The 23888-nt window shown below is 69.7% G+C and carries 22 protein-coding genes; 5 read left to right on the forward strand and 17 right to left on the reverse strand.

From position 1 onward, the window contains the following. Positions 1–22: 22 nt before the first annotated feature. Positions 23–847 (forward strand): poly(ethylene terephthalate) hydrolase family protein, encoded by an 825-nt coding sequence (locus tag ACWFRB_RS05610; protein WP_452639440.1) that lies wholly within the window; start codon positions 23–25, stop codon positions 845–847. Here the strand turns inward: ACWFRB_RS05610 and ACWFRB_RS05615 are convergent. From ACWFRB_RS05615 to ACWFRB_RS05640, 6 genes are all read right to left on the reverse strand, one after another. Next, positions 823–1014 (reverse strand): hypothetical protein, encoded by a 192-nt coding sequence (locus ACWFRB_RS05615; RefSeq protein WP_452639441.1) that lies wholly within the window; start codon positions 1012–1014, stop codon positions 823–825. The genes ACWFRB_RS05610 and ACWFRB_RS05615 overlap by 25 nt on opposite strands. After that, a complete protein-coding gene (locus ACWFRB_RS05620) occupies positions 1011–1142 on the reverse strand; it encodes a hypothetical protein (RefSeq protein ID WP_452639442.1) in 132 nt (43 codons plus the stop codon). The genes ACWFRB_RS05615 and ACWFRB_RS05620 overlap by 4 nt, the downstream gene beginning before the upstream one ends. Continuing rightward, positions 1142–2236, reverse strand: coding sequence for a hypothetical protein (locus tag ACWFRB_RS05625; RefSeq protein ID WP_452639443.1), 1095 nt, complete (start codon positions 2234–2236; stop codon positions 1142–1144). The genes ACWFRB_RS05620 and ACWFRB_RS05625 overlap by 1 nt, the downstream gene beginning before the upstream one ends. Next, complete coding sequence (locus ACWFRB_RS05630; protein ID WP_452639445.1) at positions 2233–2478, reverse strand: hypothetical protein; 246 nt, start codon at positions 2476–2478, stop codon at positions 2233–2235. The genes ACWFRB_RS05625 and ACWFRB_RS05630 overlap by 4 nt, the downstream gene beginning before the upstream one ends. Before the next feature lie 85 nt (positions 2479–2563). After that, positions 2564–4399 carry an acyl-CoA dehydrogenase gene (locus tag ACWFRB_RS05635; RefSeq protein WP_452639447.1) on the reverse strand — a complete coding sequence of 612 codons (1836 nt, stop codon included), beginning with the start codon at positions 4397–4399 and terminating at the stop codon, positions 2564–2566. 85 nt (positions 4400–4484) lie between these two features. Next, the gene (locus ACWFRB_RS05640) at positions 4485–4688 is read right to left on the reverse strand and encodes a PspC domain-containing protein (protein ID WP_452639448.1); all 204 of its coding nucleotides are present in this window, start codon (positions 4686–4688) and stop codon (positions 4485–4487) included. Positions 4689–5062: 374 nt separating this feature from the next. Between ACWFRB_RS05640 and ACWFRB_RS05645 the strand changes: the two genes are divergently transcribed. Continuing rightward, complete coding sequence (locus tag ACWFRB_RS05645) at positions 5063–5902, forward strand: hypothetical protein (RefSeq protein WP_452639450.1); 840 nt, start codon at positions 5063–5065, stop codon at positions 5900–5902. 25 nt (positions 5903–5927) lie between these two features. On the opposite strand, the gene glmM is transcribed toward ACWFRB_RS05645, so the two are convergent. The 9 genes from glmM to eccCa form a co-directional block, all read right to left on the reverse strand. After that, complete coding sequence (gene glmM / locus ACWFRB_RS05650) at positions 5928–7268, reverse strand: phosphoglucosamine mutase (protein WP_452639538.1); 1341 nt, start codon at positions 7266–7268, stop codon at positions 5928–5930. A gap of 118 nt (positions 7269–7386) precedes the next feature. Next, on the reverse strand, positions 7387–7911 hold the full coding sequence (gene rpsI, locus ACWFRB_RS05655) for a 30S ribosomal protein S9 (protein ID WP_452639451.1): 525 nt from the start codon (positions 7909–7911) through the stop codon (positions 7387–7389). Then, the gene (gene rplM / locus ACWFRB_RS05660) at positions 7908–8351 is read right to left on the reverse strand and encodes a 50S ribosomal protein L13 (protein WP_452639453.1); all 444 of its coding nucleotides are present in this window, start codon (positions 8349–8351) and stop codon (positions 7908–7910) included. The genes rpsI and rplM overlap by 4 nt, the downstream gene beginning before the upstream one ends. A gap of 254 nt (positions 8352–8605) precedes the next feature. Beyond that, a complete protein-coding gene (gene rocD / locus ACWFRB_RS05665; protein ID WP_452639454.1) occupies positions 8606–9832 on the reverse strand; it encodes an ornithine--oxo-acid transaminase in 1227 nt (408 codons plus the stop codon). Continuing rightward, positions 9829–10698: a dimethylargininase gene (gene ddaH / locus ACWFRB_RS05670; protein ID WP_452639455.1), complete on the reverse strand. Its 870-nt coding sequence runs from the start codon at positions 10696–10698 to the stop codon at positions 9829–9831. The genes rocD and ddaH overlap by 4 nt, the downstream gene beginning before the upstream one ends. Positions 10699–10842: 144 nt before the next feature. Further along, positions 10843–11133 (reverse strand): WXG100 family type VII secretion target, encoded by a 291-nt coding sequence (locus ACWFRB_RS05675; protein WP_077040866.1) that lies wholly within the window; start codon positions 11131–11133, stop codon positions 10843–10845. A 79-nt stretch (positions 11134–11212) separates the two neighbouring features. Beyond that, positions 11213–11527, reverse strand: coding sequence for a WXG100 family type VII secretion target (locus ACWFRB_RS05680; RefSeq protein WP_452639456.1), 315 nt, complete (start codon positions 11525–11527; stop codon positions 11213–11215). 144 nt (positions 11528–11671) lie between these two features. Beyond that, a complete protein-coding gene (locus ACWFRB_RS05685) occupies positions 11672–13063 on the reverse strand; it encodes a type VII secretion-associated protein (RefSeq protein ID WP_452639458.1) in 1392 nt (463 codons plus the stop codon). Beyond that, entirely contained in the window at positions 13045–17049 is a 4005-nt protein-coding gene (eccCa, locus tag ACWFRB_RS05690) for a type VII secretion protein EccCa (protein WP_452639460.1), read from the reverse strand. The genes ACWFRB_RS05685 and eccCa overlap by 19 nt, the downstream gene beginning before the upstream one ends. 207 nt (positions 17050–17256) lie before the next feature. On the opposite strand from eccCa, the gene eccD reads away from it, so the two are divergent. Continuing rightward, complete coding sequence (eccD, locus tag ACWFRB_RS05695) at positions 17257–18723, forward strand: type VII secretion integral membrane protein EccD (RefSeq protein ID WP_452639462.1); 1467 nt, start codon at positions 17257–17259, stop codon at positions 18721–18723. Beyond that, entirely contained in the window at positions 18720–20108 is a 1389-nt protein-coding gene (mycP, locus tag ACWFRB_RS05700) for a type VII secretion-associated serine protease mycosin (RefSeq protein ID WP_452639464.1), read from the forward strand. The genes eccD and mycP overlap by 4 nt, the downstream gene beginning before the upstream one ends. On the opposite strand, the gene eccB is transcribed toward mycP, so the two are convergent. Next, a complete protein-coding gene (gene eccB / locus ACWFRB_RS05705) occupies positions 20075–21541 on the reverse strand; it encodes a type VII secretion protein EccB (protein ID WP_452639466.1) in 1467 nt (488 codons plus the stop codon). The genes mycP and eccB overlap by 34 nt on opposite strands. A 145-nt stretch (positions 21542–21686) precedes the next feature. On the opposite strand from eccB, the gene eccE reads away from it, so the two are divergent. Beyond that, positions 21687–23288: a type VII secretion protein EccE gene (gene eccE / locus ACWFRB_RS05710; RefSeq protein WP_452639467.1), complete on the forward strand. Its 1602-nt coding sequence runs from the start codon at positions 21687–21689 to the stop codon at positions 23286–23288. Positions 23289–23295: 7 nt separating this feature from the next. On the opposite strand, the gene ACWFRB_RS05715 is transcribed toward eccE, so the two are convergent. Next, on the reverse strand, positions 23296–23859 hold the full coding sequence (locus ACWFRB_RS05715; RefSeq protein ID WP_452639468.1) for an NADPH-dependent FMN reductase: 564 nt from the start codon (positions 23857–23859) through the stop codon (positions 23296–23298). Between the last annotated feature and the right edge of the window lie 29 nt (positions 23860–23888).

Genomic DNA, 23888 nt, shown 5'->3' on the forward strand with positions numbered 1-23888 from the left:
TCGATCGGATACGGTCATCCTCGTGGCGCCGACTCCGAAGACCCTGGCCTCTCAGCTATCTAAGCGCGGTCCGCACAAGGTGCTGCGCGGCGACCTCTCCCTCGCGGGCCAGCCCGGTGTGGTGTACACACCGGCGGAAGGCTTCTCGCTTCCCGCGGTCGCGTTCGCACACGGCTGGATGACCGGCGTCGACAGGTACGCCCAGACCCTCACCCACCTCGCGTCCTGGGGCCTGGTCGTGGCCGCACCCGCCACCCAGCGCACCCCGGTCCCCTCGCACCTCGGCCTCGCCGCGGACCTGCGGACCGCGGTCGACATCTGTGCGGGCGTGCGTCTCGGCCCCGGGAAGATCAGCGTCGACCCGACCCGGGTCGCCTACGCAGGCCACGGCATGGGGGCGGGCGCGGCGGTGATCGCGGCCGCCCAGCACGGCCCGGCCGCTGCCGTCGCCGCACTGTTCCCGGCACCGACCTCGCCGTCGGCCGAGAAATCCGCCGCAGCCCTCGCCTGTCCCGGGCTGATCATCGCGGGCGACGAGGACATCGATTCGCTGAACTGCAATGCCCGCTCGATCGCCGAGGCATGGGGAGGTCAGGCGATCCTTCGGACGGTCGACGGCGGATCCGCCAGCGGACTCGCCGAGGGCCGCAGGCTGCTCGGCGCCCTCGGACTCGGCGGATCAGAGCGCCGGACGCAGAAGACGACCCGCGCGCTGCTGACCGGATACCTGCTCTATCACCTGCTCGGCGAGACCCGGTACGAGCAGTTCGCGCTGCCCGGCGCCCAGCTCCCCGGCTCCCTTGCAGTCGAGCCGGCCGCCGATCAGACGAGCCAGCTCACCGGGTAGCCGTCGGCCTGCTCCGTCTCCGCGGCCGGTGAGTCCACTGCCGCGGAACACAATTGACGCGAGCGTGCCTCGGCGGCGAGGTTCGCGTCCGCGATGCCGACCCGGATCCGGTCGAGCGCGGCGGAATGCTCGGCCAGCACCGACTCTGCCGTGAGCCGGTTCCTCACAGCGGACCGGCCTCGGCCAGTTCGGCCCCCGATTCCGGTGCCGGGTCGGCCGGTTGCTCGTCGACGGTCCGGGTGTGGGCCTTCGACCCGCCGTCGCGGGCCTGCCGCTGCGTCGGGGCGGGCGGCATCACCGGAACCGGGGATTCGGGCACCGGAGATTCGGGCACTGGGCGATCCCCCTGGTCGGCGGTGAGATCGGGGGACGCAGGTTCCGGCGGTTCCGTGAGCGGCGCGGATTCGTGTGCCCGCGAATCGCATTCACATAGGTACCACCATCGGTACCGATCTCGACACGGTAGGTCCTCGGCTCGCCGTCCCGCACCAGCTGCAGGGTCTGGCCCTCGGCGGTCTCGACGACGACCATCGTCACCGCCGGTTCGGCGGCCGCCACCGGCGCGACGGGCGACTGAGCGGGAGCCGACGGGCTGATTGCTGCGACGGGCTCGGCCACCCGGTCGACCGGACCGAATCCGTCCGGATCGGAACCGGCGAGTTCCATTGCGTCCGAGACCAACCGGTGCGCGCTGTCGATCGCCCTCGCCGTCGCGTCGCACAGCTCGAGCACGCCTGCGAGCTGCGCGTGCACGTGCGGCACGAACACCTCGCTCAACCACGTCGAGGCGAGGTCGACGGCGACGTCGAGAAGCCGGTCGCCGACCAGGGCGCCAGGGCGCACCACGGACGGGATCATCGGGGTCAGCTCGGCGAACAGCCCCGACGCCTGCCGCAACAGCCCCCACGCGTGGTCGCCGGGCTCGAGCCGCGCGAGCGCGATCATCAGGTCGACCTCCGCCGGGGTACGCCCACCGATCTGTGTGGCGTCGAGTTCGCTCATCACGGTGGCGTTCGCGGCGACCACCGCCGCGATGACATCGGCGGCCGCGAGCAGTGCATCGTGCACGGCCGCCATGGCCTCGGTGCTCGCGCGGGCGCGATCGAGGTCGGCGACGAGGGCCGCCCGCGCCGAATCGGCCGCGGCGCCCTCCCACCCAGCCGCGAGGCCGAGGATCAGCTGCTGCTGAGCGTCACACTGCGCCCACATCGTGTCGACCGCCGCCCCGACCACGTCCGCATCCGCGCGCAGCGCCGCGAGATCACTCACGGTGCCACCGAAGTACCGCTCGCTGAGCTGGTCGTAGTCGATCGCAGGCTCGGTCACGGCCCCCAGCCGCGGCAGGAACCGGGCGAAGTACGCCAGCTCGTCCGACCCGGCCGCGTTCACCTGTCCGCCCCGCCGACGGTCTCGGCGTTCTCCCGCTCCTGCCGCACGTACTCGGTCGTCGTCCGCTCCAGCCGGTTGGCGTTCGACCTCGTCGCCTCCGCCCAGGCCAGCACGGGACCGGCGAGCCGTTCGTCACGGCTCCGCAGCGCCGTCACCGCCGCGTCCAGCGCTGCCGCGGAGGTGAGGAACCCCGCCGTGACGGTTCGCAACGCCGCCACGTCCAGTTCGAAACGCTCCCCCACCGCGACTCCCCCCGCCGAATACTCCTGTCAGGAGTACAGACGCAGCCGGGGCCCGTTCGGTTCCCTCAGAGCCCCGCCTGCACCGCTAGAACGCCTCTTCCTCCAGCTCCATGATCTCGTTGTCGATCGTCTCGAGGACCACCTTCGTCGCGGCCAGGTGCGGCAGGACGTTCTTGGCGAAGAACGACGCCACCGCGACCTTGCCCCGATAGAACGACCGGTCCTTGGCCTGCGCGTCGCCGTCCAATGCGGCCAGCGCCACCTCCGCCTGCGCCAGGAGGCGCCAGGCGATGAGCAGGTCGCCGACGGCGTACAGGAAGCGCACCGAGCCGAGACCCACCTTGTACAGCTCGGTCGGCTGCTGCTGGGAGGCCATCAGGTATCCGGTCAGGATCCCCGCCATCTCCTGCACTTCGCTGAGCGCGGTCTCGAGCAGCGCCCGTTCGGTCTTGAGGCGGCCGTTGCCCGCGGCGCTGTCGATGAACTGGCGCACCTGACCGGCCACGTGTGCGAGCGCCACCCCACGGTCGCGGGCGATCTTCCGGAAGAAGAAGTCCTGCGCCTGGATTGCCGTGGTGCCCTCGTAGAGGGTGTCGATCTTGGCATCGCGGATGTACTGCTCGATCGGGTAGTCCTGCAGGTAGCCGGAACCACCGAGGGTCTGCAGGCTCTCGGTGAGCAGCTCATAGGCCCGCTCGGAGCCGACGCCCTTGACGATCGGCAGCAGCAGGTCGTTCACCCGCTCAGCCAGCTCGGCGTCGGCACCGGACACCAGCTCGGCGACATCGGCGTTCTGATGCGCGGCGGTGTAGAGGTACATGGCGCGCAGGCCCTCCGCGTACGCCTTCTGCATCGCCAGGCTGCGGCGTACGTCGGGGTGGTGGGTGATGGTCACCCGGGGTGCGGTCTTGTCCGTCATCTCGGTGAGGTCCGCGCCCTGCACGCGCTCCTTGGCGTACGCCAGGGCGTTCAGATACCCGGTGGACAGCGTCCCGGCGGCCTTGGTGCCCACCATCATTCGCGCGTTCTCGATCACCTGGAACATCTGGGCGATGCCATTGTGGACGTCGCCGACGAGCCAGCCGACGGCAGGCACTCCGGTGGCACCGAAGGTCAGCTCACAGGTGGGTGAGGACTTGATGCCCATCTTGTGCTCGACGCCGGTGACGTACACGCCGTTTCGCTCACCGAGTTCGAGGGTGTCCGGATCGAAATGGAACTTCGGGACGTAGAACAGGCTCAGGCCCTTCGTCCCCGGGCCCGCGCCCTCGGGACGTGCCAGCACCAGATGGAAGAGGTTCTCGGCGGTGTCGCCGACGTCGCCGCCGGAGATGAACCGCTTGACGCCCTCGATGTGCCACGTGCCGTCGTTCTGCTGGGTCGCCTTCGTTCGGCCCGCACCGACATCGGACCCCGCATCGGGTTCGGTCAGCACCATGGTGCCCGCCCACCCGCGCTCGAGACCCGCCTTGGCCCAGTGCTTCTGCTGCTCGGTCCCCACGGTGTAGAGCACGCTGGCCATCAGCGGGCCCATGTTGAAGAAGCTCGCCGCTCCGTTCGCCGCGACCAGCATCTCACCGATCGCCCAGACCAGAGGTGCAGGCGCGGGCACACCTCCCACACCCTCGGGCAGCCCGAGGCGCGACCACCCGGCCTCCTGCACCGCCTCGACCGTCTTGCGCAGCGGATCGGGGACGATGATCGCGTGGTTCTTGGCGTCGAACTCGACGGGATGTCGGTCCGCGTCGGCGAAAGACGCGGCGACGGGCCCCTCGGCCAGCCTCGCGACCTCCGCGAGGATGTTGCGCACGGTGTCGGCGTCGAGGTCGCCGTAGGCACCACCGTCGAGCAGTTCTCCGATCCCGAGCACCTCGAACAGGTTGAACTCAATATCGCGCACGTTGCTCTTGTAGTGACCCATCTCGCCGAAACCTCCGTTGTCGTCGATTCGCAAAGAAGCCTGCCCGACAAGAGATTCAGTACGCAACCGTAGGTAGCGGGGTCGCTCAGAACTCGCTCTTCGGGATGAAGATCCACATCGCCAGGTAGATGAGGAACTGCGGACCCGGCAGCAGGCAGGACGCGACGAACAGCGTTCGCACCAGCCATGGCTTCCAGCCGAGGTACTGGGCGAGGCCGGCGCAGACGCCACCGAAGATGTTCCCGGTACGGGCGCGGGTGAGGCGACGGCTGGTGGTCTGGGTGGTCATGGTGCTCCCTTTCGTCAGACGGTGCAGCGGATCGCTGCGTTGCCCTCCACTATTCGGGAGTCGATGTGGTCCCCGCATCGCGCTGAGGGTTGATTTCGGCCTCGGGGTATCCCCCCGGAGGATGAGGCGAAAACCCCCGGCGATTGGGGGTTCACCCCTAGAGCGTGTCTCCCAATTCGTGAGGAACCGTGGCCAGCTGCAGACCACGAGAGCATGAAGCCGGCGCGGCACCCGTTCATCCTCACAGTCGTAGCGGGTTGCCGGCCCGCGCCACTGTTTTGAGTGCGGCGACGGCTCGCTCGACGCCGGGGAATTTGGCGATGATGGATCGACAAGACGCGTGGGAAGGTCGAACCCTGATGGAGGAAACAGTGATGGCGGAACGCTCCGTCTCCGGCAGGCGAAAGCCGGCGGACTATGGCGAAGTGGCGGGGGCGGTCCTTCAGGCACTCCCGGACGAGGGACACCGCGGCGTGAACCGCCTCAGCGTCGCGCTCATCACCGACCCGAAGTCGTTCGATGCGCTGCTCGCGGCATTTCGGCGGGTCGAAGCGGCGCATCTCCGCGTCGGCCAGTGCTTTCTGACGCTCGACGATCCGAACCAGTGCCTCTACACGAGCGGACATGCGCGCGCCAAGCACGATCTGGACGGGGACATCGCGTACCCGGACGACGACACCGACGACGCGCTCGCCGTCTACGACGCGGCGGTGTTCGAGTCGGCCGGAGCGGCACTCCGAGATCCGGACCGGGCTGTGCGCTGGGAGGACGTGGGCAACTCGCTCGTCACGGCGCCGAGCGACATCGAGGCCTTGGTGGCGCTCAATCGCGACCCGGGGTTGGTCGTGGACGACGTGCACGTGGTGCAGTGCCTGCCGGCAACGGACCACACCGATCTGCTCGCCGACCTGCCGAACGGCTACTTCGCCGGCGACTGGACGCCGTTCGAATGCCATGCGGTGGCGCGCCGGATGGGCGAGCGGCACGGGTACGCGCTGATGGGGATCGGCGCGTCCATGCTCGGGTTCCTCAGCGTCCTCGATCCCGGGCAACGGGACGTCGACGCCCTGATCGCCGATCTGCGGGAGCTGTACGGGCATCGTGACGTCGACGCCTGGAACGAGCTCGCGGACGTGCTGCGTGGGTCGTCGGTGCTCCTCCTCGGATACACGGAGGACTTCGCGGACCTGACAAGACCCACTTCCACGCTCTAGCCCCGAGCCGCCGACGTGCTGCGCCCTAGACGGAGGCGACGCGGTCCGCGAGCCCGTCGGCCAGCTTCTGCGCGATCTCGATCTCGGTGGCCTCGACCATCACCCGCACCAACTGTTCGGTGCCGGACGGACGGAGCAGCACGCGGCCTGCCTCGCCGAGCATCGCCTCGGCCTCGGCGACCGCCTCGAGGACCGCGGGCGCGCAGGCGACCGCGGCCTTGTCGGTGACCTGGACGTTGACCAGCACCTGCGGCAGCGTGCGCATCACCGCGGCCAGCTCTCGCAGCGACTTGCCGGTCTGGGCCATCCGACCCATCAGCCGGAGTCCGGTGAGGACGCCGTCGCCGGTGGTCCCGAAGCCGGGCAGCACCACGTGTCCCGACTGCTCGCCGCCGAGGCTGAACGAACCGTTGCGCAGCTCCTCGAGGACGTACCGGTCGCCGACCGCCGTTGTGCGGACCTCGATACCCGCCTCACGCATCGCAATGTGCAGGCCGAGGTTGCTCATCACCGTCGCGACCAGGGTGTTCTGGGCCAGCTCACCGGACTCGCGCATCGCGAGGGCGAGCACGCTCATGATCGCGTCGCCGTCGACCACGGCGCCGGTGGCGTCGACGGCCAGGCACCTGTCCGCGTCGCCGTCGTGCGCGATGCCCAGGTCCGCGCCGTGTGCGAGCACCGCTGCCCTGAGCTCGTCGAGGTGGGTGGAACCGCAGCCGTCGTTGATGTTGAGTCCGTCGGGATCGGCATGGATCGCGATGACCCGCGCGCCCGCCGCCCGGTAGGCCTCCGGACCCACCGTCGAGGCGGCGCCGTTGGCGCAGTCCACCACCACGGTCAACCCGTCGACACGGTGGGTTGTGGCACGAGCGAGGTTCTCGAGGTACCGCTCGGCCGCATCGGCTGCCGTGCGGACGCGACCGATCCCGGCACCGGTCGGCCGCGGGATCAGGTCGCGGTCGGCGATGGCGGCCTCGATACGGTCTTCCGACTCGTCGTCGAGCTTGTGCCCGCCCGCCGCGAAGATCTTGATGCCGTTGTCCGGCATGGGGTTGTGCGAGGCGGAGATCATCACGCCGAGCGCGGCGTCGTAGGCGCCGGTGAGGAAGGCGACGGCGGGCGTGGGCAGCACACCGACGTTGATGACATCGACGCCTGCCGCGGTCAGCCCGGCGGTGACGGCCGCCTCGAGCATCTCACCGCTCGCGCGGGGGTCCCGTCCGAGGACGGCGGTCGGTCGGGGCGCGCCCCGCTCGGAGAGCGCCAGCACCGAGGCTGCCGCCCCCGCGATCCGCAGCGCCAACTCGGCGTCGAGCTCCGCATTCGCCAAGCCGCGCACGCCGTCCGTACCGAACATCCGACCCATGTAAACAGACCCCTCTGTCATTGCTACGACAAGAGCAGGCGTCCGGTACTGCTGGACGCCTGCTCTTGTTGGTGAACAGGTGCCGATGCCGACCCTCGGGGCCGGCATCGGCGACACATCAGCGCTTGGAGTACTGAGATGCCTTACGGGCCTTCTTCAGGCCGTACTTCTTGCGCTCGACGGCGCGGGCGTCACGGGTGAGGAAGCCGGCGCTCTTGAGGGCGGGGCGATCCTCGGGGGTGACCTCGATCAGGGCGCGGGCGATGGCCAGACGCAGGGCGCCTGCCTGTCCGGACGGTCCGCCGCCGTGCAGGAGGGCAACGATGTCGAAGGACTCGGTGCGCTCCACGGTGACGAGCGGGGCCTTGATGAGCTGCTGGTGCACCTTGTTGGGGAAGTAATCCTCCATGGTGCGGCCGTTGAGCTTGAACTCGCCGGTGCCGGGGATCATGCGGACGCGGACGACCGCCTCCTTACGACGGCCGACGGTCTGGATCGGGCGATCGATGTAGATCGGGGCTGCGGGGGCGACTGCCTCCTCGGCCTCGAACTCCTCGACGATCTCGGGCTGATCCGCGGAGTCGAACTCCTCCACCACGGTCTCCTCGACAACGACCTCAGCGGTCTCGTTCTGCTCGGTCACTGGGCCACCTGCTTGATCTCGAACGGAACCGGCTGCTGCGCGGCGTGGGGGTGATTCGGGCCTGCGTAGACCTTCAGCTTGCCGGCGATGGCGCTGCCGAGCTTGTTCTTCGGGAGCATGCCGACGACGGCCTTCTCCACGAGGCGGTCCGGGGTCCGCTCGAGGACCTCGCCGACGGTGCGGGACCGCAGGCCACCCGGGTAACCGGAGTGGTTGTAGAGGAGCTTGCCGTCGCGCTTGTTGCCGCTGATCGCGACCTTTTCAGCGTTGATGATGACGACGAAGTCGCCGCCGTCAACGTGCGGTGCAAAGGTGGGCTTGTGCTTGCCGCGGAGCAGGTTCGCTGCCTGCACGGCAAGTCGGCCGAGCACCACGTCAGTGGCGTCGATGACGTGCCACGTGCGGGTCACATCTCCGGCCTTCGGGGTGTACGTAGACACAGAACTTCCTCGTCATATCGTGTAGCTGCTGGCCACAGCGTGTGGTCCGGATGATCTCGGCGGCCAGTGGAGACCCGAGAACCCGCACTACAACGGGCACGTGAGTGCCGCGCCGTACCGCACGCCGACGTAGAACCATACCGCGCAGGTCAGGGCCTGGTCAAAGTCGGTCTCGACGCGGGACCACCGAGACGCGGGACCACCGAGGGGAACACACACTGGTGACAGCGTGATCCCGCTCACCGATCCACGGCTCACCGCTCGCCGAGCGCGTCCGCCAGCTGCTCGACCGCCCAGGTGATCTCGTCGCGCTCGATGACGAGCGGCGGCGCCATCCGGATGGTGCCCTCGTGCGCGTCCTTCGCGAGCACCCGGCGGGCGAGCAAGCGCTCGCAGACGACCCGGGCGCCCGGCTGACCGGCCGACAGCTGCACGCCTGCCCACAACCCGCGCCCGCGGACCTCCGAGACCTGGTCCTGCGGCAGCTGCCCGAGCAGATCGTGCAGGTGCGCGCCGAGTTCGCGGCTGCGCTGCTGGAACTCCCCCGTCTCCAGCAGCCGGACCACCTCGCTGCCGACCGCGCAGGCGAGCGGGTTCCCGCCGAAGGTGCTGCCGTGCTGACCGGGGCGGATCACCTCCATCACCGACCAGTCCGCCACCACGGCGGAGACCGGGATCAGCCCACCGCCGAGCGCCTTCCCGAGGATGTAGACGTCGGGAACGACGTTCTCGTGATCGCAGGCGAAGGTGTCGCCGGTCCGGCCCAGCCCACTCTGGATCTCGTCGGCGAGCATGAGGATGGCGTGCTCGTCGCACAGCGCCCTCACCGCGGCGAGGTAGCCGTCGGGCGGGACCAGCACGCCGGCCTCCCCCTGGATCGGCTCGATCAGGACGGCCACGGTGTTCGGGGTGACCGCGGCGGCGAGCGCATCGTGATCGCCGTAGTCGACGGTGCGGAACCCGGGTGCGTACGGGCCGAAGCCGTCGTGCGCATCGGGGTCGGTGGAGAACCCGACGATGGTGATGGTCCGGCCGTGGAAGTTCCCGGCGAAGGTGATGATCTCCGCGCGGTCGGGGGCGACACCCTTGACGTCATACCCCCAGCGCCTGGCCAGTTTCAGCGCGGTCTCGACGGCCTCGGCCCCGGTGTTCATCGGGAGCACCGCCTCCTTGCCGCACAGCCGGCTCACGTCCTCGCAGAACCCGGCGAACGCCTCGTGCTGGAACGCCCGGCTGGTGAGCGCGAGCGTGCCGAGCTGTGCGCGGGCGACCTCGACCAGCCGCGGGTGCCCATGCCCGAAGTTGAGCGCCGAGTACCCGGCCAGCATGTCGAGGTACTCGACGCCGTCGATGCCCCGCGCCCACGCACCTCGCGCCGAGTCGATGACCACCGGCAGCGGATCGTAGTTGTGCGCGCTGTGTGCCTGGGCCCGCGCGAGTTCCGCGCGCGTGCCTGCGGTCACCGGCACCCGCGCGTTCATCGTCGGGCCTTCAGCTCGCGATAGCCGCGGAGTTCGAGGGTGCAGCATTTGATCCCACCGCCGGACTTGAGGAACTCCGAGAAGTCGACAGGGACCGGGGTGAACCCACGCTCGGCGAGCCGGTCGGCCAGCCGGTGCGCCTGACTGGGCAGCACCACGTTGCTGCCGTCGCTGACCAGGTTGAGGCCGAGCCACCGGGTGTCGGCTTCCTCGGCGATGACGGCGTCGGGGAACAGGTCCCGCAGGACCGCGAGGCTCTCGGGGGCGAAGGCCTCGGGCAGGTAGGCGACGGTGCGATCGTCGAGCACGCCGAGCGCCGTGTTGAGGTGGTAGTACCGGGGATCGATCAGTCGCAGGGTCACCACCCGCCTGCCCAGGTGCCGGGCCACCTCGGCATGGGCGCGCTCGTCGGTGCGGAACCCCGTTCCCGCGCAGACGATGTCCCCGACCACCAGCAGGTCACCCTCGCCCTCGTTGATGTACCTGGGCCGGGTGGGCCGGAGCAGTCCGTTGGCGCGGAACCAGCGCAGGACGTGGTCGGCCTCCTCGGCCCGCTGTTCGGTTCGGTACCGCGCACCGAGCGCGACCCCGTCGATGACGAGGCCGCTGTCGGTGACGAAGACCATGTCCGGGAGCCCCGGCACGGGGTCGATCGTCAGGACCTCGTGTCCGAGCCGCCGATAGGTCTCGACCAGGTGCTCCCACTGCGCCATCGCCAACGCGGTGTCGACGGGGTCCTCGGGCCGCATCCATTCGTTGATGCTGTAGACCACGTCGAAGAAGGTCGGGGGGCACATGAGGTAGCTTCGCGGCCGCGCGCGGCGGGCATTCGTCGGGCCGGAATCGGCCCCTGCGGTCTGCGTCATCCCCTGCCCCTTTCGGCGAAGGTGCTACGAGTATCCGCGCCCGACGAACCCGAATCAATGACCTGGCCCCGAACGCGAGAATTCCCCGGTGGCTCTCCTCCACCGGGGAATCCTCATGGCATGAACGCAAACAGCGCGCCGACCTCAGGCCCAGCTGGCGGCCGCACTGTTGTTCGTCGCGTTCATGTCGTCATTACCGGCACCGACGGCCCGACCGATGGCCTCCAGGACCTGGTTCAGCTCGTTGGCGGCGGAGTCCCACTTGGCCTGCTGCGCCTGGTAGGCCTCCGACGCGGAGCCCTCCCACTCGGCGACGAGCGGCGCGAGGTAGCTCTTCAGATCACCCAGCTTGCCGTTGATGTTGCCGCTGGTGGCGGCGATGTCCGCCCGTGCGCCGTCGATGGCGCCGAAGTCGTAACGCATGGTCCCGCTCATGGGTCCTCCTACAGTGTGGATCGAAGCAGTCTGGTTCGAAAAGGGGTGTCGCCCATCCGGGTCCGGCCCGAGCGCGGACTCAGATGTTGAGGCCGCCGCCTGCGTTGTTGATGGCGCTCGAGTGGTCGTCCTGCACCGAGGCGTAGGCGACGCCGTTGGCCTTGATGTTCTCGCTGATCGCGAGCAGCGACTCGTTGAGGCGCTTGGCGCTGGAGTCCCAGCGGACCATCAGATTGTCGAACGCGACCTTGGCTGCGCCTTCCCAGGCACCGTTGACGGCGGCGAGCCGACCCTGCAGCGAGGACAGCTGCCCCTGGATGTCCGCGTTGACATCGCCCACGTGCCGCGACGCGGTCTCCATGGTTTCGGTGGTAGTCCTCATCTGACCGCTCATGACCAGCTCCTTAGAATTCGTCCGCGTCCTGGATTTCCAGCCCCCTCTGGACTGAGACGGACCGCGCCTACAGATAGTTGGACGCGCGCGCCCAGCCGTTCGGTTCCATCGAATCCGAACCAATTTCCTCGAACGAGCATGCGCTCAGCGCCTGGCGATCGCCGCCGAGCGAACTGCCTGCTCACATGGCCCGACGAGATCGCGCCACCGATCCGGCGAGATCTGGCAGCCGACGCTGACCTGCAGCCCGTCCTCGACGAAGACAGACCACCGGACCTCGGTATCGGGGTCCGGTTGCTCCCGGTACAGCAGTCCCGGCCGCCCGTCGACGGCACCGCTCTCGAGCGCGGTGAAGGTCTCCGGCCGCATCTCGGTGCGCCGACTCAGGGTGTGCGCCACCGCGTCGAGATCGGCGCCCGGCGTCAGTTCCTGTGCCACGACCAGGATTCGTGCGGCCGCGCCCCTCTCCGGCACCAACTCCACCCGGGCCGCGTCGCCGCGGTCGGCGCGTTCGTGCCAACCCATGGGAACGGTCACGCTCACCCGGCCCGCGTGCGCGGATGCCTGCGCCTGCACCTCCTTCTCCGGCTCCGCCGGTGCGCGCGTACCGCCGCTTCCCGCGACTACGACGACCGCGGTGATCGCCGCGACCACGAGCACACCTGCCGCGACGAGCGGGGCCCACCGGCCGACGGTGTCCCACCGGGACCGGCGCACCACCGGCGCGATCGGCTCGGGCGCCGCCGGGGCCTGGGCCACCACGTCGAGTCCACGGGCGAGCGCACCCGCCGCGACGGCCGAGCCCTGGACCACCCTCGCCACCACCGGCAGATCCCACCCGGCCTCGATCGCATCGACGATCGAGAATCCAGCCGGTCCCGGCAGTTCGCCGGTCACGAGGATTCTCGGCGGTCGGTCGGGGCACAGTTCACGCATCGCCGCGGCGAACTCGCCTGCCACATCCGGGTTGTCACGCAGATCCGCCGAGCCCAGTTCCGCCCGATGTACACAGTCGTCGCTGTCGGCACCGGGCACCGAGGCCGTCGTCTCGAGGAACCCGATTTCCAGCACCGCGCTCCCGGTCGGCATGGGCTCGGGCGACCACCGCGCCAGGGCCTCCGGAACGCTGATCGGGAGTACCCCCTTGCCGATGGCGCGGCCTGCCTTGACCAGGGTCCGCCGACGTCCGCGACCCCAGTGCGCCGGGTGGGTGAGCACCACCAGATCCGGCGCGGTGCGCACCCCGAGTCCGGCCACCAGGTGCCCCAGCACGCCTGCCAGCACCTCCTCCATCGGGAACACCCGATCGCCCAGCGAGAGGTACTCGTCGTCGACGTATCTGATCGGGTACGGCTCGAAGGACTCCGGATCGGCGATCCCCGCGGCGAAGGCCCGGTCCCCGAATCGCAAACCGAAGGAGTCGGCGTACACCGCTGCCGGGCAATCGAATTGCACGCCCGCGTGGCACCCCCACACCGTTGACTCGGTGAGGTGGATGGCCAGCACCCCGCCGTCGGTCACAGCGGCGGGAGCCACGCCACCTGCACCAGGGCGGCACCCGCCCTGGTGACCAGAGTGCCTCGGCCAGGAGGCATCTCACTGGGGCGGACGGTGCCTATCAGGTTGCCCTCGTCGCGACTTCCACTCATCACGAGTCCCGCCGGGACGAGGTCACGCAATCTCGCGATGATCGGCTCGTACAGCGCCCGGGCCGCGCCACCGGAACGGCGGGCGATGACCAGGTGCAGACCGATGTCGTTCGCGTGCGGCAGGTACTCGAGCAACGGGGTCAGCGGGTTCCCACTCGAGGTGGCGACGAGGTCGTAATCGTCTACCACCACGTAGATCTCGGGCCCGGTCCACCAGTTTCGGTCGCGCATCGCCTGGATGGTGATGTCGGGCGCGGGCATCCGGGTCTCCATGATCGATGCGAGCTCGTTCATGAACTTGGTCGCCGTCACCGAGTTCGGCGCGTACCCGGCGAGATGGTCGCCCTCGACGACCCCCAGCATGGTCCGCCGGTAGTCGATCTGGATGATCTTGGCCTGCGATGGGGTGTTCGATTCCATGATGCCCGCGCAGACCCCGCGCAGCAGCGTGGTCTTACCGGACGCGCTGTCGGCGAACGTGAGCATGTGCGGCTGTTCCGCGAAGTCCACGAATGCCGGGGCCAATTCGGCCTCGTCGATGCCGATCGGGATCCGGAGACAACCGTTGTCGCCCGCGGGCGACCTGCCCGGCGCCGCCATCGCGAGCAACTCGGCGCGCGGGAATCGTTCGGGGAGCATTCGTACCGGCGGCGCGGCGCGCCCGATGGTGACCGCCGAGATCCGCGCGACGGCATCCGCGACGCCCGCGGTGAGGTCGGCGCTGCTCGGGTTCCCGTCCACCCGCGGCAACCCCGTCAGTAGGTGCAGTCCCTCTCGCGTCATGCCGCGGCCCGGTCGCCCCTCCGGCACGCGGGATGCCTTGGGCCTGCCCACGTCCGAATCCGACGGGTCGCCGAGCCGGAGCTCGATCCGGGTGCCCAACTGGTCCTTGAGCGCCGGGCGGATCTCGCCCCACCGAGATGCCGTGAGGACCACGTGCACGCCGAACGAGAGCCCCTGACCGGCCAGGGCGCCGATCTGCGCCTCGAGGGGTTCGAAATCCTGCCGGATACTGGGCCAGCCGTCGATCACCAGGAACACGTCGCCGAACGGGTCCTCGGACACGCCGAACGCTCCAGGGCCGCCGGTCGCCGGGTCGAGCGAACGAAGCCGCCGGAACTCGGCCATCGAATCGATGCCCAGCTCCCGGAAGCGGTGCTCGCGCTGGCGCACGATGGAGTTCATCTCGGCGACGGTGCGCCGCACCCGATCCACGTCGAGTCGGTTCGCGACCGACCCGACATGCGGCAGGCCCGCCAGGCCGGCGAGGGTGCCGCCGCCGAAGTCGAGGCAGTAGAACTGCACCTGCTCGGGGGAATGGACGAGGGCCATCGACATGATCACCGTGCGCAGCACGGTCGACTTGCCCGACTGTGGTCCGCCGACGATCGCCATGTTGCCCTGGGAGCCGGAGAGTTCGACCACGAGCTCGTCGCGCCGCTGGTCGTAGGGCCGGTCCACGATGCCGATCGGCGCCCGCAGCGTGCTGACCGCGGAGACCGGTTCGACCAGAACGGATCTCGGCAACAACGAGTCCAGGGTCGGCGGGTCCTCCAGCGGGGGCAGCCACACGTTGTGGGCGGCGGGCCCGCGTCCACGGATCCGGTCCACCACCGTCTCCAGGACCGTCAACCCGCTCGGTGCGGGCTCCGTGTCTACGGCGGTCGGCGGCAGCGCGACCGGGACATCGACGATCAGGTCGGACACCGGTGCGGCGGTGAACGGACGCGGCCTCAGGTCGATCGGGGACGCAGCTGCCTCGATCGCGGACCGCGATCGTCCACCGAGGTAGGGGCCGGAGACATAGGCGGCCGCGAACCTGACGATCTCGGCGGAGTCGCACTTGAGGTAGCCAGAGCCCGGTGTGCCGGGGAGGTGGTACGCGTCGGGCACGCCGAGGACGGTCCTGGATTCGTTGGCAGAGAACGTCTTGAGGCCGATCCGATAGGAGAGGTGACTGTCGAGCCCGCGCAGCTTGCCTTCCTCGAGCCGCTGACTGGCCAGCAGCAGGTGCATGTGCAGGGAACGGCCCAGCCGCCCGATCGCAACGAACAAGTCCGCGAATTCCGGCTGCTGACTGAGCAACTCGGAGAACTCGTCGACCACGATGAAGAGCGCTGGCAGCGGGGCGAGGTCGGCTCCCGCGGCGCGCGCCTTCTCGTAGTCGGAGACGTTCGCGAAGTTGCCGGCCGAACGCAGCAACTCCTGCCTGCGGTTCATCTCTCCCGCGAGCGCGTCCTTCATCCGGTCGACCATCGCCAACTCCTCGGAGAGGTTGGTGATGACCGCGGCGACGTGTGGTGCCCCCTCGAGTCCGAGGAAGGTGGCGCCGCCCTTGAAGTCGACGAGCACGAGGTTCAACGACTCCGGCGAATGGGTGGCCAGGAGCCCAAGGACCAGGGTACGGAGGAACTCCGACTTCCCCGATCCGGTCGCGCCGATGCACAGGCCGTGCGGGCCCATGCCGTTCTCGGCCGCTTCCTTGAGGTCGATCTCGACCGGCGAACCGTCCATGCCGACGCCGATCGGCACGCGTAGGCGCTCGCGTGCGGTCCTCGGCGCCCACGCCACCTCGAGGTCGAGCTCGGCGACATCCGGGATACCGAGCAGGTGGTGCCAGCTCGCCACCGGCTGACCGTCCTCCACGGCATCGGTCGTCTGCTGGGTTGCCGTTCGGTACGGGGCCAGCCGCCTGGCCGCGGTCTGCGCCTGGTGGGTACTGAGCTGATCCGCGACAGCGAAGATCTCGATCCCGGAACCGCTTCGTGCGCCGATGGATTCGCCGTCCATCACCAACTGGATCCCACGACTCGCAGCCAGCTTGGGGCAGTAGCCGCTGAGGTCGAGCACCGTCACCGAGTCGAGGCCGCCGTCGATGATGGACTCGCCGTCCAGGATCCCGCCGTCGATCACCACGATCATCTGCGCCACCCCAGCAGTGGCCGGAGCGTTGCGCGAGTACCGGCTGCGCACGGCAAGCTGCGGCCCGAGCGACGCCTCCAGCTCCATCAACGAACCGAAGAACATCCGGCTGGTGCCTGCCCCGTCCTGCGCCTCCGGGTGCTGCGAATGCGGCAGCCATTTCGCCCATTCCCACTCGGGAGCGGTGTCGGGACCGCAGACGATCGCGACCTGCAGCTGATCGGGACCGTGGAAGGTGCACAGCTGCACCAGCATCGAACGCACCATCGCCCGGGCCGCCTTGCGGTCACCGTCGACGCCGATGGCGGCGAATCCGCGCACCGATACCGCGGTCGGCAGCTCGTGGACCACCGAATGGGTGCGCACGAATCGTCGCAGCGACACCGCGGCCACCGGTTCGAGGTCCTCCACCGGGCCGGTCTCCGGCGCGATCAAGCGGGTCGCCAGCCGTTGACTGCCTCGGCCGACCCGAACGTGGCAGTAATCCGGATCGGCAACCCGCCGCTCCCACATCCGCGCGGTCCCCGCGAGCGTCCACAGGAACCTCGGATCCGGGTGACTCCACTCGAGCGCCGCGCGCTGCTTGTCGCCGGTGTCGTAGACGTCCCGGCGCAGCTGGTCGAGGTAGCGCAGATAGTCCTTGCGGTCCTCGTTCGCCTCCGCCGACCTGGCGCCCCCGCCCTTTCCGCCCCCGCCCGCGAGCATCCCCAGCATCGAGACGACCATCATCACCGGGAACAGCAGCGACATCGGGTTGGCGGCCATGCCGGAGGTGAACATCAGGGCGACCATGCCGAGCATCGCCACCACCATCACCACCGGCAGCAGCTTGGTGAGCAGGTTGCCCGGGATGATCTTCGGGATCTCGGGCGGCGCCTGCAGGCTCAGCTCGCCTCCCGGCGTGCGCGGCACCTCTCGGCGCGCCCTACGTACGAATCGCACGGTACTCACGCGCGTTCACCCCCCAGATTCCGCTTGACAAGCCCGAGATGGACCCCACTCCCCTGGGTCGACACCTCGAGCCATGAGAGGTTAGCCCATCCCGCACGCGCCCCACAGCGCCGGGCCGAGGAGCCCGATGTCGTAGAGTGCAGCCGTTAGGCGAGGATCGGTGCAGGTGGGGCCCTGCACACCGAGTTTCTTGGGGGGAAACGAACAATGACCGCTGCGCGCGTGGATGCGTCTCCGGCCGACGCACATCGGGGTGGCCGCACCGACCTGTGTCGGCTGACGATTCTGGCGGATCACACCCAGGTGGACCTCGCGGTCCCGTTCGGGGTGCCGCTCGCTCTGATCATTCCCGGCATCGTCGACATGATCGAAAGCCACAGCATCGCAAACGACTTCGCCGCGCCCGCCGAGCCGTTCGAGCCCACCGAGTGGGTGTTGGCGCGGATCGGGCAGTCCCCGTTGTCTGCCACGCTCAGCCTCGCCGAGCACGGAGTTCGCGACGGCGACCTGCTGGTCCTGCAGTCCGCGCCGACGAGCGCGCCTGCACCCCTGTTCGACGACATCATGCACAACGTCGCGGCGCTGGAGGCCGACCGGTACCGGCGCTGGACCCCACTCTCGGCACGGGTGATGGGCAGCGCCGTCGCGGTTCTCGCCACTGTGGCGGGCGCAGGGGCACTGCTGTTGGCGCGCGCCGAATCGGACAGCCTCCTCGGCGCGTTCGCGGCCCTGTTCGTCGCCGCCGTGCTGATCACGGCAGGCACCGTGGTGAGCCGGATCTACCTCGACCGTGCCGCTGCCGCGGTGCTGTGCGGATGCGCGATGCCCCTCGCATTCACCGCGGGCGCCCTCATGGTGCCCGGCCGACTCGGCGCCCCTGGCCTGTTGCTCGGGGTTGTGACCTGCGGTGCTGCCGCAGCACTCGCGCTGCGGATCAGCGGCGTCGGCCTCTCGCTGTTCACCGGGATCGCGGCTGCCGCGCTGCCGGTGTCCGCCGCCGCCGCGGCAGGCACGCTGACCGAACAGCCCACCTACGCGATCGGTGCGATACTCGCGGCCGTCGCGCTCGTCGGGCTCGCGATCGCCCCTCGAATCGCGATGTTGTTGGCCAAACTCCCCCTGCCGCCGGTGCCCGCACCGGGCTCGGCGGTCGACATCGAAGAGGAGGCCCTGGAACCGGACGCCGCACTGCCCTCGTTCGCCTCCCTCGCGGTGCGAGCGGCCCGCGCCCGGCAGTACCTCACCGGCCTCGTGTGCGCGATGACCGCACTGACCACGGTGGGTGCCCTGGTCGCCGCCAGGGTCTTTGCCGACGGCGGAATCCACTGGCCCGGGACAATTCTCGCGACCGTGTGCGCGGGAGTCCTGATGCTCCGCGGCCGCACCTTCGCCAGCGCCGAGCAGGCGGCACCCCTCATCGGCGGCGGTGCCGCCATCGTGCTGATGCTCCTCGTCGGCGCCGCCGTCACCAATCCCGGACAGTCCGTCGGCGTCTTCGCGCTCGCGGTCGTCGTCGCGGGTATCGCACTCGCGCTGGGTGTCATCGCGCCGAACCAGACCTTCTCACCGGTACTGCGTCGCTGCGTCGAACTGCTCGACTACGCGGCTATCGCCGCCGTGGTCCCGTTGGTCTGCTGGGTGTCCGGGCTGTTCACCATGATGCGCGGCCTGTGAGCGGCCACGCACGACGGATCCCGATCGCCCTGGCCGGTGTCGCCCTCGCGGTGTCACTAGGCCAGGCGACCGCGATCGCGGTGCCCCCGCCGTCGATCGACCCAGGCCGGGTGCCGCCCAACTCGGCGCCGTCCGGACCGAAGACCGAGCTCAGGGATCCCTGCTCGACCACACAGCCGGTCGCCGACCTGGCGCAGGTGCCGCCCCCGCAGCGCGCACTGGACCTGGAGTCGGTGTGGCCGCTCAGCACCGGGCGGGGTCAGACGGTGGCGGTGATCGACACCGGGGTCGAGCGGCACAGCCGCCTGCCCGGACTGATCCCAGGCGGAGACTACGTCTCCACCGGCGACGGCACCCAGGACTGCGACGCGCACGGAACCCTGGTGGCCGGCATCATCGCCGCGAATCGCAACGGTCAGACCGGATTCGCCGGCGTTGCGCCCGATGCCCGGGTCCTGAGCATCCGGCAGTCGAGCAACATCTATCGGGAAACCGACGGCCGCAAGGACGCCGAGGGCCAGAACGCGAAGGGTGTGGGAAACGTGAGCACCCTCGCCCGGGCCATCCGTCACGCCGCGGACTTCCCCGGCGTGACGGTCATCAACATCTCGGAGGTGGCGTGCGTCCCAGCGGGCGCGGGCGACAGTGCGGCGCTGGGCGCCGCCGTCGACTACGCCGCCCGCGTCAAGGACATCGTCGTGGTCGCCGCGGCGGGCAACCTCGACAGCGAGGCCTGCAAGGCATCGAACCCGCCACTGAACCCCGCCACACCCCATGCGAATCCATGGGATTCGGTGACCACCATCGCGACCCCAGCCTGGTACGACGATCAGGTGCTCGCCGTGGGCTCCGTCGATCGGGGCGGCGCACCATCCCCCTTCACCGTCCCCGGACCGTGGGTCGACGTCGCCGCACCGGGGACCGAGATCACCTCGCTCGACCCGCGCCGGCCGGAGCCGACAGGGGTCACGAATTCCGTCAACGGCGGCTCGGTTCAGGGCACCAGCTTCGCCGCCCCCTACGTGGCGGGTACCGCCGCGTTGATCCGGGCTCGGTTCCCGCAGTTGAACGCACGCCAGGTCATGGACCGGATCGAGCAGACGGCACACGCGCCTGCCGACGGATGGGATCCGTTCGTCGGGCACGGCGTCGTCGACCCGGCGGCCGCGGTGACGGCGGAGCTTCCCGGTGCCGTACCGGTGGAAGAAGCCCAGTCCGCCGCGATCGCCATCCCCGAAGCGCCTGCGCCGCCCGACGACCGTCCACGAAAGGTCGCCATGGCGGGAGCGGGCGGCGTCGTTGCACTGCTGGGACTCGGACTACTCGCCTCGTTCCCGTTGCGCCGCAGGCTTCATGGGGACGGCGGCGAAACGTCGACCGGCTGATTGTCGGGGGCGACCCCGTCGTGTGCCAGGAAGGCGGCTTCCCTGCCGAGCATCGGGCCCGGGGCGAGCAGCCCGACGATTGACCACGGTGCCACGACACCCCCATCGGCAAACCCGAGAACCTTTGCTGCGTCTACGTTCTCGACGCCGTAACTGACACCGGTGTCCGCCACGAAGAACAGCGCGCCCTTGCGTTCGCTGGACGGGTCCATACCCGTGGCCTGAACCAGCCCGCCGCTACCCGGTTTCAGATATGCGGTGTCGACCAGGGGGCCGGTGCCATCCGCCTGCGCAAGCGAGACCATCTCGGCGTCGCGCGGGAGCGGGAGTGCGTTCCCCGTGATCACCGTGACGGTGGCGTTGAGCCCCCCGTCGGATTCGTCGGCCCCCTCGATCGGTTGCCAGGACAGGCAGCTCACCGGGCTGCTGTCGATGTCGACGATCTCCGGCGCCGTCGACGGGAACGTGGACACCGCAAGGTCGTTCACCTGTGGAGGTCGCGACACGACATCGAGAGTGACCTCGTCGGCCTCCGCGCTGCCCTGCGAGTCGGATGCCCGGATCAGGTCGCTGGTGGCTTGGCTGATCCGCTGCAACCCACCACGCAGCACCACGTAGGACTTGCTCCCCTGCGCATCCTTTGCCCGGATCACCGATCCGATCGTCTTGCCCTGCACCGGATGGTCCGGCTGCTCGCCTGCCCCACTGATCTCGGGCGGCGCGATCGCCGGTGCCTCCGGGATGGCGTTGAGCAGGCCCGGACTCACCGGCCGAGGTTCCACCCCGTCCAGTCCGAAGGCGAGCGAAACCGCGCGATTGTTCGGATCGATCCGGGCTCGCTTGCCGTCGTAGACGAGGAAGGTGCCGTCCGTCCCCGCCACCAGCAGCGCCTGGCCGTCGGCAAGAGTCGAGACGTTCTCCCCTAGCTCCGGATCGCCGGCGATGACGGCGGTCCTGATCCCCTTGGCGCCACCCGAGGCGATGGAATCGCACACAGTCCACGCGGTCGGCTCACCGTCCGGAAGTGCCGATGGCGCACCGGGAATGCCCATCAGGGCGCCGCGCGGACGAGTACCGAGCTCGGACTCCTTGACGATCACCGGCGTCGCCGCGTCGCCCGCGATCAGTCGGGCGGACGCCAGGTTCAGCACCGGGTGGAGTGTGTCCTCCACCATCACGAACATCGCCCCGGAGTCCTTGCCGACGACAATCTGCGCGTCACCGATCTTGTCCTGCGGCCGGATCAACGCCAGCGCTCCGCACCCGGCGAGGCCGATCACGGCCAGGACCGCCCCCACGGTCAGCGCTCGCGACTGGGTTCGCATCGGGTCGTGCAGCATTCGCACATCCCGGCGAACCAGGGCGTGTTCCATCCTTCGGACCAAGAAGCGATACCCGTTGACCTGCCAACGCGTGGTCGGCTGTGCTGCCATGATCCCTCCCCCGTTTGGCGCGCACTACGGAGGGACACAGTACAGTTCTGTCGAAGAACCGAGCGGCGGGGACCGCGCGGATCAGGGGGGATGGGGGAAAATCGTGTCTCGACCGCGGGGGCGGCGTCGGCGTGTGGCGCCGAGGGTGTCGATCCGAAATCTGGTGATCGCGCAGCTGTTGGGTGCCGGCGCGGCCGCAGCGGCGGCAGGCTTCGGTGCGACCTGGTGGCCGGCCGTGGCCGTAGGAGCGGCAGTCGCTCTGCTCGGTCTGATCCCCGTGGGCGGACGCTGCGTACTCGACTGGGCGGCCACCGGATGGCGGTATCTGCTGCGGCGCGAACGCCGCCTCGGCGAGACGTCCGACTTCCGCGCCCCGTCGGGTCCCGTGGTCGGGCTGCACTGGGACGACGGGTCGGTGGTCGCGGTCATCGAGGTGCTGCCGATTCCCGGCAACCTGACTCAGGTCACCCGCGACGGATTCGAATCGGTCCACCGGCTTCCGGTGCTCGCGCTTGTCGAATCGATGACCCAGCACGACATCAGTCTCGGTGGCATCGACATCGTCAGCCACGGCTATCGCGCGAGCGCGGGCAGCCCCGCCACCGAGGTGTACGACCAGTTGGTGGGTCCGCTGCCCGCGATGGCCCAGCGAACGGTGTGGCTCGCGGTTCGGTTCGACGCGACCGCGCAGTCCGGTGCCGTCACGCGGCGCGGCGGCGGCACCACCGGTGCGGCGCGGGCCGCATCGGTCGCGGCGCTGCGGGTCGTTCGCGCGCTGTCCGAGGCGGGCTGCCCGTCTCGGCTGCTCGCCGCGGGCGAGATCACCTCCGCCGCAGCACAGATCACGCGCGGCGTGCGGCCCGACTCGTTCGCCCGTTCCTGGTCCCACACCCCACTGCCGGGCGTGTGCAACACCGGCTATGCGATCGATCCTCGGGTGCTGTCCGACGACTTGCTCGCCAAGCTGTGGGTACCGTCGAGTCTCGGCACCACGGTGACCGTGCGGCTGCGACCCGGCACTCACGCGGGCGAGACACGGGTCGCCGCCTCCTGCCGGATGACCACCCGCACCATGCCGGAACGGCTCGACCTCCCCGGGCTCATCTCGATGCAGGGCAGGCAGGCCGACGGACTGGCCTCCAACCTGCCGTTTGCCTCGACCGATCTCGACTCGTTGACTCCGTTCACCGACTTCGCCGCCGCGCAGCTCGATGCCCTGGCCCTGCCGATGTCCGGGTGCGGGCAGCTGATCGGCTCGGACAACTACGGGCACGGGCTGACGGCCCGGATCGTGGGACCGGAGATCGACTACGTGGACGTGCTCGGCGAGTTGTACCTCGCGCAGCAGTTGGTCTTCCGCGCCATCGCGACGGGTGCCCGGATCCAGATCCACTCGGACCGTCCCCAGGTGTGGGGCTCGCTGATCGATTCCATCGCCACACCCGACCGGTTGCGGTTGATAGACGACCCCACCCGGCTCGACCCGACCTTCACCGCGGTTCTGTTCGACGGGGTGGAGCCGGTGCCGCCGCGCGCCGGGGTCACCACCATCCGGATACGCGACGTGCACGAGCCCGCGTCGGCGATCGATCCGCAGATCTCGATCGTGCAGCCCGGCGCGAGCGGCGACCGTGTCACCCTCCGCGCCGACGGCAATCAGGTCGACCTGGTGCTGGTCACCATCGCTCAGGAGACCGCGTTCATCGGCAGGCCGAGGGCCACGCGCCCGCTTCAACCGGCCCGGTGAGCGGCGGTCAGCCGGGATAGGGGTCGGCGGTACGCGCGGTCCGCAGCGCCTCGGCCCACCACGCCAGCTGATCGAGCATGCGGACGGAGCCGTCGATCGCGGCTCCGTCCTCGGTCTCCCCGTCCGGACCGAACCTCTTGCGCGCCTGATGAAAACTGACGGTCTGGCGGATCGAGACCATGTGCACCTCGGCTACCACCTGGCGTAGCTGCTCGGTGGCACGCAGTCCGCCCGACAGCCCGCCGTAGGAGACGAAACCGACCGGCTTTGCCCGCCACTGTTCCTTCGCGGTGTCGATCGCATTCTTCAGCGCGCCCGGATAGCCGTGGTTGTACTCCGGGGTCACCACCACGAACGCCGCGGCGGCGTCGACCCGTTCGCGAAAGGCTTCCGCCTGGGGTCCGTCGGACAGGTCGGCGGGCAGCGCGATGTCGGCGAGATCCAGCACGCCGACATCGAAGGCCCGGTGCGCGCGCGCCCGACGCACGAACCAGTCGGCGACGACGGGTGCGAACCTGCCGACACGGACGCTTCCGACGATCACCTCGAGCCGGATCGGTGCTGTTGCCACACCCCATCGAACCACGGACCTCGGACGTC

The sequence above is a fragment of the Rhodococcus sp. NPDC055112 genome, from assembly GCF_053607505.1.

Bases quoted from the DNA above. Each gene is read 5' to 3' on its own strand.
- ACWFRB_RS05620 (WP_452639442.1), bottom strand. From the start codon at position 1,142: ATGCCGCCCGCCCCGACGCAGCGGCAGGCCCGCGACGGCGGGTCGAAG.
- ACWFRB_RS05635 (WP_452639447.1), bottom strand. From the start codon at position 4,399: ATGGGTCACTACAAGAGCAACGTGCGCGATATTGAGTTCAACCTGTTC.
- ACWFRB_RS05640 (WP_452639448.1), bottom strand. From the start codon at position 4,688: ATGACCACCCAGACCACCAGCCGTCGCCTCACCCGCGCCCGTACCGGG.
- ACWFRB_RS05645 (WP_452639450.1), top strand. From the start codon at position 5,063: ATGGCGGAACGCTCCGTCTCCGGCAGGCGAAAGCCGGCGGACTATGGC.
- glmM (WP_452639538.1), bottom strand. From the start codon at position 7,268: ATGGGTCGGATGTTCGGTACGGACGGCGTGCGCGGCTTGGCGAATGCG.
- rocD (WP_452639454.1), bottom strand. From the start codon at position 9,832: ATGAACGCGCGGGTGCCGGTGACCGCAGGCACGCGCGCGGAACTCGCG.
- ddaH (WP_452639455.1), bottom strand. From the start codon at position 10,698: ATGACGCAGACCGCAGGGGCCGATTCCGGCCCGACGAATGCCCGCCGC.
- ACWFRB_RS05675 (WP_077040866.1), bottom strand. From the start codon at position 11,133: ATGAGCGGGACCATGCGTTACGACTTCGGCGCCATCGACGGCGCACGG.
- ACWFRB_RS05680 (WP_452639456.1), bottom strand. From the start codon at position 11,527: ATGAGCGGTCAGATGAGGACTACCACCGAAACCATGGAGACCGCGTCG.
- eccD (WP_452639462.1), top strand. From the start codon at position 17,257: ATGACCGCTGCGCGCGTGGATGCGTCTCCGGCCGACGCACATCGGGGT.
- eccB (WP_452639466.1), bottom strand. From the start codon at position 21,541: ATGGCAGCACAGCCGACCACGCGTTGGCAGGTCAACGGGTATCGCTTC.